Raw genomic sequence first — 15392 nt, 5'->3', positions numbered from 1 at the left:
TAGTGGAGGAGACACCATGAATCCGCGTTGGACCCACCGACCGCCCGGTTCGAACTGGGGCGATTTCGGCCCGGACGACCAGAAGGGGCGCCTGAACTGGCTGACGCCGGACGCCGTGCTGCGCGGCGTCGCGGAAGTGCGCGAAGGCCGCGTGTTCTCGCTGAGCCTGCCGCTCGACGTGCCGCGCGGCGGCGGACTGAACGCGAGACGGCGCCCGCCGGCGATCATGCCGGCGCTGCTGGGCAACAAGCCGTACTTCGGCTATCGCGCCGACGAACAGGTTGCGAACGCAACGGATGTTGTCTGCGACGACGCGTTCTGCCTGCATTCGCAGTTCTCGACGCAATGGGATGCGCTGTCGCACGTCGGCTCGCTGTTCGATCCGGCCGGCGACGGCGAAAAGACCCGCGTGTTCTACAACGGCTACCGGATGGACGAGCATATCCGCGTACCGGAACCGGGCGCCGCGCAAGGCGGCGCGCACGCGCTCGGCATCGAGGTGATGGCGCGCACCGGCGTGCAGGGGCGCGGCGTGATGGTCGACCTGCGCCGCCACTTCGGTGACGCGCGGCGCAAGATCGGCTTCGACGACTGGATGGCGGTGCTGCGCGCGGACGGCGTGAGCGTCGAGCGCGGCGATATCGTCTGCGTGCACACGGGTTTCGCCGAGCTGCTGCTCGCCGCCGACGCGCGCGGCGAGACCGGTGCGCCGCCAGCATGCTGCGTGCTGGACGGCGCCGACGAACGTCTGCTGAACTGGATCGACGCGTCGGGGCTCGCCGCGCTCGCGGCCGACAACCACGCGGTCGAGGAGCGCCCGCGCGACGCGCCGCCGCGCGCGCGGCCCGGCGCGCTGATGCCGCTGCACGAGCTGTGCCTGTTCAAGCTCGGCATCCATCTCGGCGAGCTGTGGCACCTGACGCCGCTGGCGGACTGGCTGCACGAACACCGTCGCAACCGCTTCCTGCTGACCGCGCCGCCGCTGCATCTGCGCGGGCTCGTCGGCTCGCCGGTCAATCCGGTCGCCACCGTGTGATTGCCTGCCGCGCGGCCCGCGCCGCGCGTTGATCGACGTCCCGCGCGCCGCGCGGGCGGACTACCGAGGACACGCCATGTCTGACTCTGTTGCGGCATCGCTCGCCGCGCGCATCGACCGCTTGCCCGCGACGGCCGGCATCTGGAAGCTCGTGCTGTTCCTGAGCGTGGGCGGCTTCTTCGAGGTCTACGACCTGTTCCAGATGACCTATCTGCCGCCCGGGCTGATTCGCGACGGCATCTTTCACACCGGCGCACGCGGCGTGCTCGGCATGTCGGACCAGGGTGCGCTCGGCGCGGCGACGTTCATCGGGCTGTTCGTCGGCGAGATGTTCGTGTCGCGCCTGGCCGACCGCTACGGGCGTCGCGCGCTGTTTACCGGCGCGCTGCTGCTCTATACCGTCGCGAGCCTGGCGATGTGCGTGCAGTGGAGCGCGATCGGCGTGCTCGCGTGCCGCTTCGTTGCGGGCTGCGGCGTCGGCGCGGAGCTGATCACGATCGGCGCGTTCCTGACCGAGCTGGTGCCGAAGGCGGTGCGTGGCCGTGCGTTCGCCGTCTGCTTCGCCGTCGGGTATCTGGCCATGCCGGTGCTCGCGTTCGTGTCGTGGCTCTGGGTGCCGCACGATCCGTTCGGCTGGTCCGGATGGCGCTGGGTCGTGCTGCTCGGCGGAAGTGGCGCGGTGGTCGTCTGGTGGCTGCAGGCGCGCCTGCCGGAGTCGCCGCGCTGGTTGGTCGGCGTGGGCCGGGAAGCCGAGGCCGAGCGCATCGTGGCGCAACTCGAACGGATCGTGGCGCGCGAATCGGGGCGGCCGCTGCCGGCGGTCCGGCCACCGGCCGCCGACGTGCAGCCGGCGCCACGCGCGCCGTCGATGTGGGATGCGCGGCACCGCAGCCGCACCGCGATGCTGATCGCGTTCAACGGGTTCCTGAGCATCGGCTTCTTCGGTTTCAGCCAATGGCTGCCGACGCTGCTCGCCGCGCAGGGCGCGACCGTCGCGAAGAGCCTCGGCTATGCATTCGTGATCGCGTTCGCGTATCCGGTGTCGCCGCTCGTCGCCGGCCTGCTCGCCGACCGGATCGAGCGCAAGTGGTTGATCGTCGCGTCGGCGTTCGGCGTCGCCCTGTTCGGCAGCGCGTTCGCGATGTCGGCGCAGGCGCCGTTCGTGATCGCGTTCGGCCTGCTGGTCACGCTGGCGAGCACGGTGCTCGCGAGCAACGGTACCGCGTACCAGTCGGAACTGTTTCCGACCGCGATTCGCGGGCGCGCGCTCGGCTTCGTGCATTCGATCGGCCGCCTGACCGGCGCGGCCAGCAGTTTCATCGTCGCGTTGCTGCTCGAGCGCGCGGGGGTGTCCGCGGTGTTCGCGCTGATCGGCGGCAGCATGCTGATCGTGATGCTGGCGATCGGTGCGTTCGGGCCGCGCACCAACAACCGGTCGCTCGACGATATCCCGGACGAGCAAGCCGACGCGGCCGTGGCGAACCGGCCGGCCAGCACGCTCGACGTGCTGCCGACGCGCCGTTCGTGACGGCGCGCGTGCGCTGGTGCAACGGCCGCTACGCGCTCATCGCCAGCGCGGTCGCGCCGACGTGCCACCGCAAGCATTCGACGACGAGCGCGTGATTGTCTTCGGAGCCGAGCCCCGCGATCGTCATCGCGCCGACGATGCCGGCGCCGGCGAGCCGCAACGGCACGCCGCCGCCGTCGAGCGCGTAATCGTCGTCCGACAGGCCCTGCGAGCGCAGCGACCAGCCGGCACGCCGAAAGCACGCGCCGACCGCGAGCGAACTCTGGCCGAAACGCAGCACCGTGTTCTGCCGGCGGCGAATCGCATCGCCGTCGCGCGCGTCGCTGCCGTCGAGCGCGCAATAGAACAGCGGCGCGTGCCCGCCGACGATGCCGACCGCAATCGGCAGCCCGCGTCGCGTCGCGAGGTTGACCGCGATTTCTCCGATGCGGCGCGCGACGGCTGCATTGAAGTGCGGCAGCGCCGGGTTCGACGCATCGTCGTCGAAGACGTGGGGTTCGAGGCGAAAGGGGGGCGTCACCATGGCGGCTCCGTCGCATTGCCGGCGCTGCACGCGCGTGCCGGCCGTTGCATCGTCACGGGCCGCGCGCGGGCCCGTCTTCCGTTCGGTGCGTCGGCGTTTCAGCGTTTCGGCGCCGCGTCCAGCATCCACTCGTGCGCGGGATCGTTCTTGAACGCCCACGCGCGGCTTGGGCCCGCCATCACGTTCAGGTAGTACAGGTTGTAGCCGTGAGGCGCCACCACCGGGTGATAGCCGCGCGGCACCATCACGACGTCGTGATTCTCGACCGCGCAGGCTTCGTCGAGGCTGCGGTCGTCCGTGTACACGCGCTGGAACGCGAAACCCTGCGGCGGATCGATCCGGTGATAGTAGGTTTCCTCGAGCGAGGTTTCGTCGGGCGCGGCGTCGCGGTCGTGCTTGTGCGGCGGATAGCTGCTCGAATGGCTGGCCGGCGTGACGACTTCGACGACGAGCAGCCGGTCGGCGGCCGGGTTGTCGCCCATCAGGATGTCGCATACGTAGCGCGTGTTGGTGCCTTGCCCGCGCACCGAGCGGCGCATCCGCTCGCCGTCGAGGCGCAGCACGCGCTTGTCGCCGCTCGCGTAGGGCGCGGTGCACAGCGCGACCTCCGCATCGCGCGTCGCGACCAGCGTCACCGTCTTGCCGCCCGGCACGTACAGCGCGTCCGGCGACACGTCCTCGAACACGCTGTCGCGCCTGCCGAGCGCGTCGTGGGTTTCGCCGTCGACTTCGGCGCGCACCGTGCCCGTCAGCACGACGACGCACAGTTCGCGCGTGCCGGTGTCGAGCGTCTCGGTGTCGCCGGCCTTCAGGCGCAGCGCGCGAAAGCCGACGTGTTTCCAGCCGGCCGATTCGGGCGTGACGTTGCAGATTTCGCGGTCGGCGGATGCCTTGACCAGCAGGGGAGAAATCGTCATGAGATGGGTCTCCGCAATAGGGTGGGGCGCGACTGCCCAGGCGCTTGCGCGCGTGCTCAAGCGCTCAACCGGTCGACGATCGCGCGCAGCGCGTCGTAGCCCTTCTTCGCATACTGATAGCTCGGCGCGACGGCCGGATCCTGCTCGGCCTCGACGACGAGCCAGCCTTCGTAGCCGGCGTCCTTCAGCGTGCGCAGCGTCGCGTCGTAGTCGAGCGCGCCGTCGCCCGGCACCGTGAAGGTGCCGTTGATCACGCCGTTCAGGAAGCTCCAGCCGTCGTTGCGCGCCTGGTTCACGACTTGCGGCCGCACGTCCTTGCAATGCACGTGCGCCACGCGCGATACGTGCTTCTTCAGCAGCGCCACCGGGTCGGCCGCGCCGCCGAAATACGCATGGCCGGTGTCGAACAGCAGGAACACCTTCGCCGGATCGGTCAGCGCCATCAGCCGGTCGACGTCGGCCGGCGATTCGACGTACGCGCCCATGTGGTGATGGTAGGCGAGCTTGATGCCGTACGTGTCGAGCAGGTGCGCGCCGAACGCGTCGAGGCGCGCCGCATAGCGCCGCCACGCTTCGTCGTCGACGAAACGCGGCCGCTTCGCGACCGGCGTGTCGATGCTGCCCTGGATCGTGCCCGCGCATTCGCCGTACACGACGACCTTCACGTCGTTGAATTGCAGCTTCGTCATGTGCGCGCGGCAGCGCTCGATCTCCGCCGCCACCGCATCGGCGTCCGTCATGCCCGGCGCGACTTCCGCGAGGAAGCCCGAATACCAGCCCGACACGCACACGAGCCCGAATTCGGCGAGCTTCGCCTTCAGTTCGGGGCCCGTCTTCGGAAACTTGTTGCCGAGCTCGAAGCCCGCATAGCCGATCTCGGCGCCTTCCTTCAGCGCCGTTTCGAGCGGCGTCTCGCCGCCGAGCGACGGCAGGTCGTCGTTCATCCACGACAGGGGATTGATACCGATGCGGACGTTCCAGCTCATGACGTGCTTCCTTGGTTCGAATGTTGTTTTACCGGTGCGGCAGAGGCGCGGGGCAGGCACGCTCAACGTCGCTGGCGCGTCTTCGCGTCGAGATACGCGCGGTGCGCCGCTTCGACGCCGGCGCGTCCGGATACCTGCGGCACCGCGACCTCCCACCACGCGCCGCCGTCGTCGGTCGTGCGATGGTGCGTGGTGTCGATCACGAGCACCTGGCTCTTCGTCGCCGCACGCGCGCGCTTCATTTCATCGCGCAATTCGCCGACGTCGCGCACGTGCACGGCTTCGGCGCCCATCGCGCGCGCATGCATCGCGAAGTCGATCGTCGAGCGCTCGCCGCCTTCGGGCACGCAGTCGTCGAGCATGTTGTTGAAGCTCGCGCCGCCGCAGTGGCGTTGCAGCCGCTCGATGCAGCCGTAGCCGCGGTTGTCGAGGATCACGACGATCAGCTTGCGGCCGAGCATCACCGACGTCGCGAGTTCCGCGTTGAGCATCATGTACGAGCCGTCGCCGACGATCACGATCACTTCGCGCTCGGGGCGCGCGAGCTTCGCGCCGAGGCCGCCCGCGACTTCGTAGCCCATGCACGAATACGCATAGTCCATGTGGTAGTTGCCCGGCACGCCGCTGCGCCACAGTTTGTGCAGTTCGGCCGGCAGCGTGCCGGCCGCGCAGACGACGAGATCGTCGCGCGCGCTGTCGCGCCCCGCGTCGGCCGCGGAGTCGCGCACCGCGCCGATCACTTCCGCGTCGTACGGCAGCGTGTCCTTCGGAATCCGTGTGGTCAGCTCGGTCACGCGCGCGTTCCATGCGGCGGCCTGGTCGCGGTTCGCGGCGGTCCACGCCGCATCGGCGCGCCAGCCGGCCAGCGCGGCCGATAGCTGCCCAAGGCCCGTGCGCGCATCGGCCACCAGTTGCCGGCCGCGCTTCTTGCCCGCGTCGAACGGCTGCACGTTCAGGCTCAGCAGCGTCGCGTCGCCGTAGAGCGCGTGCGAGCCGGTCGTGAAATCCTGCAGCCGCGTGCCGACCGCGAACACGACGTCGGCCTGCGCGGCCGCGCGGTTCGCGGCGGGCGAGCCCGTCACGCCGATCGAGCCGAGGTTCAGCGGGTGATCCCACGCGAGGCTGCCCTTGCCGGCCTGCGATTCGGCGACGGGCACGCCGTGCGTGTCGGCGAACGCGCGCAGCGCGTCCCACGCCTGGCTGTACAGCACGCCGCCGCCGGCGACGATCAGCGGCTTCTTCGCGGCTTTCAGCACGTCGAGCGCGTCGGCGAGCTCGAGCGCGTCGGCCGGCGGCCGGCGCATCCGGATCACCGGCGGCGCGAAGAAATCCTCGGGCCAGTCGTACGCGAAGGTCTGCACGTCCTGCGGCAGCGCGAGACACACGGGCCCGCACTGCGCGGGATCGGTCATCACCTGGATCGCGCGCGGCAGCGCGACGAGCAGTTGCTCGGGCGACGTGATGCGATCGAAGTAGCGCGTGACGGGCCGGAAGCAGTCGTTCGCGCTGACGTCGCCCTGTTCGAAATCCTCGACCTGCTGCAGCACCGGGTCGGGCAGCCGCGACACGAACACGTCGCCGGGCAGCAACAGCAGCGGCAAGCGGCCGACGTGCGCGAGCGCGGCGGAGGTCAGCATGTTGGTCGCGCCGGGGCCGATGCTCGACGTCGCGGCCATCATCCGCTGGCGGAAATGCGCCTTCGCGAACGCGACGGCCGCGTTGGCCATCCCTTGCTCGTTGTGCGCGCGAAACGTCGGCAGCCGGTCCTTCTCCGCATGCAGCGCTTCGCCGAGCCCGGCCACGTTGCCGTGGCCGAAGATCGCGAACACGCCGCCGCAGTACGGCAGGATCTCGGTGCGCCCGTCGGGCTGGACGACTTCGGCGCGCAGGGCGGCCAGGTAGCGCACGAGCGCCTGGCTGACGGTCAGTCTTACGGTGGTGGTCATCGTCGGTCGATAGAGAGGAGTCGGGTGGTCGTCACGAACACGGGCATCAGGCCGCGGCGGCCCGCGCGGTGGCCCGGCGGCCGAGCCACGCGTCGACCAGTTGCGCGAAGTTGCCGGCCACTTCGTCGATCAGCGCCTGATCGTCGATCCGGCCCGCGAACCAGTTCAGCGACGCATCGGCCCACAGCGTGCGCCCGACCATGAAGCCCTTGACGATCGGGTTGGTCGCCGAGCGGAAGCTGTCGACCAGGTATTGCAGCGGCTGGTTCAGGCCGAGGATCACCGCGCCGCGGCAGTACGGGTCGCGCTCGGCGATCAGCGCGGCGAGCCGCGCCCAGCCGTCGGCGGTGAGCGGCGTGAGCTTCCACCATTCGGGCTTCACGCCGAGGTTGTAGAAGCGCGCGACCGTGCGCAGCACCGCGTCGTCCTCGGTGCCGGCCGGCGTGACCGCGCGCGGCGGAATCATTTCCAGCAGCAGCTCGTTGCCGCTCGCGCGCGTGGCTTCCCACAGTTCCAGCACGCGCTGCTCCTGCTCGACGCGCAGGTCGACGGAGTCGTCGGGGTGATAGTGAACGAGGCACTTCACGACCTGTTCGGTCGGCCAGTGCGTGAGCGACGAGCCGACCGAGCGCGTGTCGTCGAAACGCAGCGGCCGCGAGCCCGGCAGCTCGACCGGGCGGCCGACCCACCAGCCGCGCCCGGTGGCTGACGCGAGCGCGTCGCTGCCGTATGCGCCGCCGTCGATCAGCACGCCGACGTGGCCGGCGATCCCGCGATCGCGCTCGACCTGTTCGACCGCGCGCACGAGCAGGCGCTTCAACGTCTTGATCCGTGCTTCGTCCGCGCCGGCCTGCACTGCCAGCTCGTAGAACTGGCTGCGATGGTCGAACGCCATCACGCACAGGTCGTCCCAGTCGCGGCGCGGCACCGTCACGCGATGCAGGTGCGCGAGCGTGCGGTCGGCATCGACCGCCGGATTGCGGCCGCCGTCGAACCAGTGCGCGAGTTCGGCCGGCGTCGGCATCGCGGCCGAGCACGCGTGGCGCGACACGACGATCGCGCCGCACGCGTTCGCGATGCGCGTCGATTCGGCCCAGTCGCGCCCGCGCAGCAGCCCCGACAGCAGGCCCGACAGGAACGCGTCGCCCGCGCCGAGCACGTTGAGCACCTCGACCCGCTCGCCGAGAAAGGTCGGCGCATCGTCGATGCGCGCCGGGATGTCGCCTTCGATCACGCAGCAGCCGAGCGCGCCGCGCTTGACCACCAGCGTCGCGGTCGTGATCGCGCGCACCGCCTGCAACGACGCGATCAGGTCGTGCGGCACGCCGCCCGCGATCAGGAATTCCTCCTCGGTGCCGACCAGCAGGTCGAATTCGCCGAGCACCTGCTGCAGTTGCCGCGTCACCTGCGCGTCGGGCACGTAGCGGTTTTCGCCGGCGCCGCGCGCGGTCAGCCCCCACAGCACCGGCCGGTAGTCGATGTCGAGGATGCGCACGGCGCCGTGGCGGCGCGCATACGTCAACGCGGTCAGCGACGCCTCGCGCGTGCCCGGCGTCGACAGATGCGTGCCGGTGATCGCCAGCGCGCGGCAGCCGGCGATGAAGTCCTCGCTGATCTCGTCGGCGCGCACGGCCATGTCCGCGCAGTTCTCTCGCACGAACAGCAGCGGGAACGTGTCGCGATCCTTCAGCCCGAGCAGCACCAGCGCGGTCAGGCGCTCGCGGTCGGTCTGCAACTGGCTCGTGTCGCAGCCTTCGCGCTCGAGCGTCTCGCGGAGGAAGCGGCCCATCTGCTCGTCGCCGACGCGCGAAATCATCGCGGTCTTCAGGCCCAGCCGCGCGACGCCGAACGCGACGTTGCCCGACGAACCGCCGAGATACATCTGGAAGCTGCGCGCATCCTCGAGGCGGCTGCCGTACTGCTGGGCATAGAGATCCACGGCCACGCGGCCGAGGCAGGCGAGATCGATGGGGCGGTCACTCGGAAAGTTCAGGCTCATATCACGTGTCACGCTCGCGGCCGGCGTTCGGCGCTGCCGGCAGATTAGGGACCGATCCAGCGGCAGCTGTCCGCGGCACGTGCCGCACGACGCGAGGCTGCCTGCCGCCGGGAATCGGGCTACGGAACGGAGTCTAGACTTTTTGGAAATGCAGTTCCCTAGGTGAAATCACGTAGAAATAAATTTCCAAATTTTCGAGGAAGTGATCTACAGTTTCATCCGGATGCTTCAGTCCCGATCGGACCAGATCGGACTCGGCCCGGCGGCGCGCAACGCGCCGTCTTCCGCCCCCGGAGATGAGGAGACAGATTGATCATGAAGACCAAGCTGATGGCCGTCGCGGCCGCCGCGATCCTGGCCGCGCCGCTCGCGCATGCCGAGAAGATCGGCGTGACGATGGCATCGTTCGACGACACGTTCCTGACCATCCTGCGCAACAGCATTGCCGATTCGGCGAAGAAGGACGGCGTGACCGTGCAGATCGAGGACGGCGGCAATGACGTCGGCAAGCAGTTGAGCCAGGTCCAGAACATGATCGCGCAGAAGGTCGACGCGATCATCGTGAACGCGGTCGATACCGACGCGACGCCGAAGATCACGAAGATGGTGACCGCCGCGAAGATCCCGCTCGTCTACGTGAACCGCAAGCCGGTCGATTTCGACAAGCTGCCGGCCGGCGTCGCGGTCGTCGCCTCCGACGAGAAGCAGTCGGGCACGCTGCAGGCGCGCCAGGTGTGCAAGCTGCTCGGCGGCAAGGGCGACATTCTCGTGCTGATGGGCGAGCTGTCCAACGAGTCGGCGCGCGCCCGCACCAAGGACATCGAGGACGTGATCGCGACGAAGGATTGCGCGGGCATGAAGATCGTCGACAAGCGCGAAGGCAAGTGGAGCCGCACGCAGGGCCAGGACATCACGATGAACTGGCTGAGCTCCGGGACGAAGTTCGACGCGATCGTGTCGAACAACGACGAAATGGCGATCGGCGCGATCAACGCGCTGAAGGCCGCGCGCAAGCTGACGCCGAAGACGGTCGTCGCCGGTATCGACGCGACGCCGGACGGCCTCGCGGCGATGAAGGCCGGCGAGCTGAAGGTGTCGGTCTACCAGAACGCGACCGGGCAGGGCGCGCAAGCGGTGGCCGCGGCGCTCAAGCTCGCGAAGAAGCAGCCGGTCGATCGCTACGTGAACGTGCCGTTCGAGCTCGTCACGCCGGAGAACATGAACCAGTACGCGAAGCACTGACCGGTTTTCCCGCTGAACTGCGCGGGCCCGGCGCGGCCGGGTTCGCGCGCGACTTTCGAGGAACGTCCATGTTTACAGCCAGGATCGCGCGCTCGATGGCCAGCGAAAGCGCGCCGGCCGCTTCGTCCGCCGCGCCCGGCGCGGCCATGGCCGACTGCGTGCTCGAGGTGCGCGGCGTCGGCAAGTCCTTTCCCGGCGTCGTCGCGCTCGACGGCGTGCAGTTCCGCGTGCGCCGCGGCACCGTTCATGCGCTGATGGGCGAGAACGGCGCCGGCAAGTCCACGCTGATGAAGATCATCGCGGGCGTCTACACGCCCGACCAGGGCGAAATCCTGATCAACGGCGAGCCGGTCGTGCTGAACGGGCCGCTCGACGCGCTCGATCGCGGGATCGCGATGATCCATCAGGAGCTCAACCTGATGCCTTACATGACGGTCGCGGAGAACATCTGGATCCGCCGCGAACCGAAGAACCGCTTCGGCCTGATCGATCACGCCGAGCTGCGCCGCCGCACGGCCGAGCTGTTCGAGCGGCTGTCGATCGACATCGATCCGGAAACCGACGTGCGCACGCTGACGGTCGCGAACCGCCAGATGGTCGAGATCGCGAAGGCCGTGTCGTTCGACTCGGACGTGCTGATCATGGACGAGCCGACCTCCGCGCTGACCGACAGGGAAGTCACGCACCTGTTCCGGATCATTCGCCAGTTGCGCGAGCAGGGCAAGGGCATCGTCTACATCACGCACAAGATGAACGAGCTGTTCGAGATCGCCGACGAATTCTCGGTGTTCCGCGACGGCAAGTACATCGGCACGCACGCATCGAGCGACGTCACGCGCGACGACATCATCCGCATGATGGTCGGGCGCGAGATCACGCAGATGTTCCCGAAGGAAGCGGTGCCGATCGGCGACGTCGTGCTGTCGGTGAAGGATCTCTGCGTCGACGGCGTGTTCCGCGACGTGAGCTTCGAGCTGCGCGCGGGCGAGATTCTCGGTGTGGCGGGCCTCGTCGGCTCCGGGCGCTCGAACGTCGCGGAGGCGCTGTTCGGCGTCGTGCCGGCCACGTCGGGCGAGATCCGCATCGACGGCAAGCCGGTGCGCATTTCGACGCCCGCGCAGGCGATGCGGCACGGAATGGCGTTCCTCACCGAGGACCGCAAGGACTCCGGCTGCTTCCTGAATCTCGACCTGCTCGCGAACATGGAAGCGGCGGTGCTCAGCCGTCGCTACGTGAAGTTCAATTTCGTGCAGCACGCGCAATTGAAGCGCGACTGCGAGGAAATGAGCCGGATGCTGCGCGTGAAGTCGCCCGGGCTGCACGAGACCATCCAGAACCTGTCGGGAGGCAACCAGCAGAAGGTGCTGATCGGCCGGTGGCTGCTCACGCAGCCGCGCATCCTGATCCTCGACGAACCGACCCGCGGCATCGACGTCGGCGCGAAGGCCGAGATCCACCGTCTCGTCAGCGCGCTCGCCGGCAAGGGCGTCGCGGTGCTGATGATCTCGTCGGAGATGCCGGAAGTGCTGGGCATGAGCGATCGCGTGATGGTGATGCACGAAGGGCGCATGACCGGCATCGTCGATCGCAAGGACGCCGACCAGGTCCGCATCATGGATCTCGCGTCGCGCTGAGCCGAAACAAGATTGGAGACAACTGAAATGGGCAACCTGAACCCGGTCGCGGATGCGCAGACCATGACACTCAAGTCGCGGCATGCGAAGTGGCCGCCCGAACTGAGCATCTTCCTCGTGCTGGTCGGCATCAGCCTGTTCTTCGAGATCGTCGGCTGGATCGTCGTCGGCCAGAGCTTCCTGTTCAATGCGGAGCGGCTCGAGATCATCGTGCTGCAGATGGCCGTGATCGGCATCATCGCGGTCGGCGTGAACCTCGTGATCATCACCAGCGGGATCGACCTGTCGTCGGGGTCGGTCGTGGCGGCCGCCGCCGTCGTGTCGGCGAGCCTCGCGCAGGTGTCCGACTTCCCGCGCGCGGTGTTTCCGCACCTCACCGACCTGCCGGTCATCTGGCCGGTGCTGGCCGGCGTGTGCGTCGGGCTGCTGGTCGGCCTGCTGAACGGCACGCTGATCGCGATGACGGGCATCCCGCCGTTCATCGCGACGCTCGGCACGATGGTCGCCGCGCGCGGCTTCGCGAAGTGGTTCACCAACGGGATGCCGGTGTCGATGCTGACCGACCCGTTCGCGGCGATCGGTGCGGGCGCCAATCCGGTGATCATCTTCGTCGTGATCGCCGCGATCTTCCACGTCGTGCTGCGCTATACGCGCTTCGGCAAGTACACCTATGCGATCGGCGCGAACCGCCACGCAGCCGTCGTGTCGGGCATCAACGTCACGCGTCACCTGATCTTCGTCTACGCGATCGCGGGCCTCCTGAGCGGGATCGCGGGCACCGTGACGGCCGCGCGCGCGATCTCCGGGCAGTCGGGCATGGGCGTGATGTACGAACTCGATGCGATCGCGGCCGTCGTGATCGGCGGCACGTCGCTGTCGGGCGGCCTCGGCCGCGTGACGGGCACCGTGATCGGCGTGCTGATCCTCGGCGTGATGACGTCGGGCTTCACGTTCATCCGCATCGACGCGTACTACCAGGAGATGGTGAAGGGCGCGATCATCGTCGCGGCCGTGATCGCAGACCAGTATCGCAACAAGAAGTCGCGCCGCTGAGCGCGCGGGCCGCCCGCATTCGAGAGGGAAGCGACCGGCGCGGCATGGGCCGCGCCGCTGATGAACGAACCACCGGAGACAACTGCATGACCTTGCAAATCGGCGTGATCGGCTGCGGCGCGATCGGCCAGGACCATATTCGCAGACTGACCCGCACGCTGTCCGGCGCGCGCGTCGTGGCCGTCAACGACATCGATCCGCGGCAGGCGCGCGACGCGGTGACGAAATACGGGCTCGATGCCGAGATCTACGGCGACGGCCACGAAGTGGTCGCGGCCGCCGACGTGCAGGCCGTGCTCGTCACGTCGTGGGGGCCCACGCACGAAGCGTTCGTGCTCGACGCGATCGCGCACGGCAAGCCGGTGTTCTGCGAGAAGCCGCTGGCCGTTACGGCCGACGGCTGCATGCGGATCGTCGAAGCCGAGCTCGCGCACGGCAAGCGGCTCGTGCAGGTCGGCTTCATGCGGCCGTACGACGAAGGCTATCGCGCGTTGAAGCGCGTGATCGACAGCGGCGAAATCGGCGCGCCGCTGATGCTGCATTGCGCGCACCGCAACCAGTCGGTCGGCGAGCGCTACACGACCGACATGGCGATCACCGACACGCTGATCCACGAACTCGACGTGCTGCGCTGGCTGCTCGGCGAGGATTACACGAGCGCGCAGGTCGTCTATCCGAAGAAGACGCGCCATGCATCCGCGCATCTCGCCGATCCGCAGATCGTGCTGCTCGAAACCGCGAGCGGCGTGCGCATCGACGTCGAGATCTTCGTGAACTGCCAGTACGGCTACGACATCCAGTGCGAGGTGGTCGGCGAGCAGGGCATCGCGAAGCTGCCCGATCCGCCGGCCGTCGGGCTCAAGCATGCGGCGCGGCAGTCGGTCGAGATCATGACCGACTGGAAGGAGCGCTTCATCGCGTCGTACGACGTCGAGCTGCAGGCGTTCATCGACGGCGTACGGCAGGGCGTGCTGACCGGGCCGTCCGCGTGGGACGGCTACGCGGCGGCGGTCGCGGCCGACGCGTGCGTGCGGGCGCAGAAAACCGGCGCGGTCGAGCCGATCGCGATGGCCGAGCGCCCCGCGTTCTATCGCGGCTGACCAGCGCAACGCCGGCACGAGCCTGCTCGACGTCGCCGCGAGCCGCGCGTTTCTCGCGTCAGCCGGTTTCGCATGACCCATGAACACGCACCAGGAACATCACCATCATGATTGACGGACAGATTCTGCTTGGACATTCGATTCGCTGGGGCATGGTCGGCGGCGGACTCGGCAGCCAGATCGGCTACAGCCACCGGTCGGCCGCGCTGCGCGACGGCAGCTTCCAGCTGGTTGCCGGCGCATTCGATATCGATCCCGAACGCGGCCGTCAGTTCGGCGTGAAGCTCGGCGTCGCGGCCGAGCGCTGCTATCCCGATTACGCGACGATGTTCGACGCCGAGGCGCGTCGCCCCGACGGCATCCGAGCGGTGTCGATCGCGACGCCGAACAACACGCACTTCGAGATCTGCCGCGCCGCGCTGAACGCCGGGCTGCACGTGGTCTGCGAGAAGCCGCTGTGCTTCACGACCGAGGAGGCCGAGGCGCTGCAGCGGCTGTCGGTCGAGAAGAACCGGATCGTCGGCGTCGCGTACGGTTATTCCGGACACCAGATGATCGAGCAGGCGCGCGAGATGATCGCGCGCGGCGACCTCGGCGAGATCCGCATCGTGCAGATGCAGTTCGCACACGGCTTCCACAGCGAGGGCGTCGAGGCCGCGAGCGCGGCCGCGCGCTGGCGCGTGGATCCGAAGTTCGCGGGCCCGAGCTACGTGCTCGGCGACATCGGCACGCACCCGCTGTACATCTCGGAAGTGATGGCGCCCGAGCTGAAGATCCGGCGGCTGATGTGTTCGCGGCAGAGCTTCGTGAAGAGCCGCGCGCCGCTCGAGGACAACGCGTTCACGATCATGGAATACGACACCGGCGCGATCGGCTACGTGTGGTCGAGCGCGGTGAACGCCGGCTCGATGCACGGGCAGAAGGTGCGCGTGATCGGCTCGACGGCGAGCGTCGAATGGTGGGACGAGCACCCGAACCAGTTGCGCTACGAAATCCAGGGGCAGCCTGCCCAGGTGCTCGATCGCGGAATGCCGTACCTGCATCCGCACGCATTGCGCGAAGATCGCATCGGCGCCGGGCATCCGGAAGGGCTGCTCGACGCATGGTCGAACCTGTACGCGCGCTTCGCGCTCGCGATGGACGCGGCCGATCGCGGCGACGCGGCGGCATTGAAGACCATTCGCTTTCCGGACGTGCACGCGGGCGTCGAGGGCGTGCGCTGGGTCGAGAACTGCGTGCGTTCGGCCGATGCGGGCGGCGTGTGGATCGACTATCGTTGAAGCGGGCAAGGCCGGCTGCGCCGCGCTTCGCCGCGGCAGCCGGCCTCGGTACACACCCTGATCTTTACGCCGCCGCGCGCGCGTTGGACAATCGGTTCCAGTCTTGCCGTGGAGCGTACGTCAACAGACCCTGGTGATGATCGAGCGC

Annotated in this window: 12 protein-coding genes; 7 read left to right on the top strand and 5 right to left on the bottom strand. The window is 68.7% G+C overall.

Features of this window, described 5'->3' with window-relative positions; all coding sequences use genetic code 11:
• Positions 1–16 precede the first annotated feature (16 nt).
• Positions 17–1036 carry a cyclase family protein gene (locus tag LGM42_RS14155; protein ID WP_226232498.1) on the top strand — a complete coding sequence of 340 codons (1020 nt, stop codon included), beginning with the start codon at positions 17–19 and terminating at the stop codon, positions 1034–1036.
• A gap of 76 nt (positions 1037–1112) precedes the next feature.
• On the top strand, positions 1113–2564 hold the full coding sequence (locus LGM42_RS14150) for an MFS transporter (protein ID WP_226232497.1): 1452 nt from the start codon (positions 1113–1115) through the stop codon (positions 2562–2564).
• 28 nt (positions 2565–2592) lie between these two features.
• Here LGM42_RS14150 and LGM42_RS14145 read toward each other — a convergent pair whose 3' ends face one another.
• The 5 genes from LGM42_RS14145 to LGM42_RS14125 form a co-directional block, all read right to left on the bottom strand.
• A complete protein-coding gene (locus LGM42_RS14145; protein ID WP_226232496.1) occupies positions 2593–3087 on the bottom strand; it encodes a heme-degrading domain-containing protein in 495 nt (164 codons plus the stop codon).
• Positions 3088–3185: 98 nt separating this feature from the next.
• Positions 3186–4004, bottom strand: coding sequence for a 5-deoxy-glucuronate isomerase (gene iolB, locus LGM42_RS14140; RefSeq protein WP_060316301.1), 819 nt, complete (start codon positions 4002–4004; stop codon positions 3186–3188).
• A gap of 56 nt (positions 4005–4060) precedes the next feature.
• Positions 4061–4990, bottom strand: coding sequence for a myo-inosose-2 dehydratase (gene iolE, locus LGM42_RS14135; RefSeq protein ID WP_059640651.1), 930 nt, complete (start codon positions 4988–4990; stop codon positions 4061–4063).
• A gap of 62 nt (positions 4991–5052) precedes the next feature.
• Positions 5053–6936: a 3D-(3,5/4)-trihydroxycyclohexane-1,2-dione acylhydrolase (decyclizing) gene (gene iolD, locus LGM42_RS14130; protein ID WP_060316294.1), complete on the bottom strand. Its 1884-nt coding sequence runs from the start codon at positions 6934–6936 to the stop codon at positions 5053–5055.
• A 46-nt stretch (positions 6937–6982) separates the two neighbouring features.
• On the bottom strand, positions 6983–8935 hold the full coding sequence (locus LGM42_RS14125) for a bifunctional 5-dehydro-2-deoxygluconokinase/5-dehydro-2-deoxyphosphogluconate aldolase (protein WP_226232495.1): 1953 nt from the start codon (positions 8933–8935) through the stop codon (positions 6983–6985).
• Positions 8936–9250: 315 nt separating this feature from the next.
• On the opposite strand from LGM42_RS14125, the gene LGM42_RS14120 reads away from it, so the two are divergent.
• From LGM42_RS14120 to LGM42_RS14100, 5 genes are all read left to right on the top strand, one after another.
• Positions 9251–10177, top strand: a complete 927-nt coding sequence (locus LGM42_RS14120) for a sugar ABC transporter substrate-binding protein (protein ID WP_059575888.1) — start codon at positions 9251–9253, stop codon at positions 10175–10177.
• Positions 10178–10245: 68 nt separating this feature from the next.
• On the top strand, positions 10246–11811 hold the full coding sequence (locus LGM42_RS14115) for a sugar ABC transporter ATP-binding protein (RefSeq protein WP_226232494.1): 1566 nt from the start codon (positions 10246–10248) through the stop codon (positions 11809–11811).
• A 27-nt stretch (positions 11812–11838) separates the two neighbouring features.
• A complete protein-coding gene (locus LGM42_RS14110) occupies positions 11839–12864 on the top strand; it encodes an ABC transporter permease (RefSeq protein ID WP_060316280.1) in 1026 nt (341 codons plus the stop codon).
• A gap of 86 nt (positions 12865–12950) precedes the next feature.
• A complete protein-coding gene (locus tag LGM42_RS14105) occupies positions 12951–13964 on the top strand; it encodes a Gfo/Idh/MocA family protein (protein ID WP_059575882.1) in 1014 nt (337 codons plus the stop codon).
• A gap of 107 nt (positions 13965–14071) precedes the next feature.
• Positions 14072–15244 (top strand): Gfo/Idh/MocA family protein, encoded by a 1173-nt coding sequence (locus tag LGM42_RS14100; RefSeq protein WP_226232493.1) that lies wholly within the window; start codon positions 14072–14074, stop codon positions 15242–15244.
• The last annotated feature ends 148 nt before the right edge of the window (positions 15245–15392 follow it).

It is taken from the genome of Burkholderia sp. AU39826, from assembly GCF_020419965.1.
Taxonomy (GTDB): Bacteria; Pseudomonadota; Gammaproteobacteria; order Burkholderiales; family Burkholderiaceae; genus Burkholderia; species Burkholderia semiarida.
The sequence above is the reverse complement of the archived record's forward strand: the minus strand, read 5'-3'. Positions and strand labels throughout refer to the sequence as shown.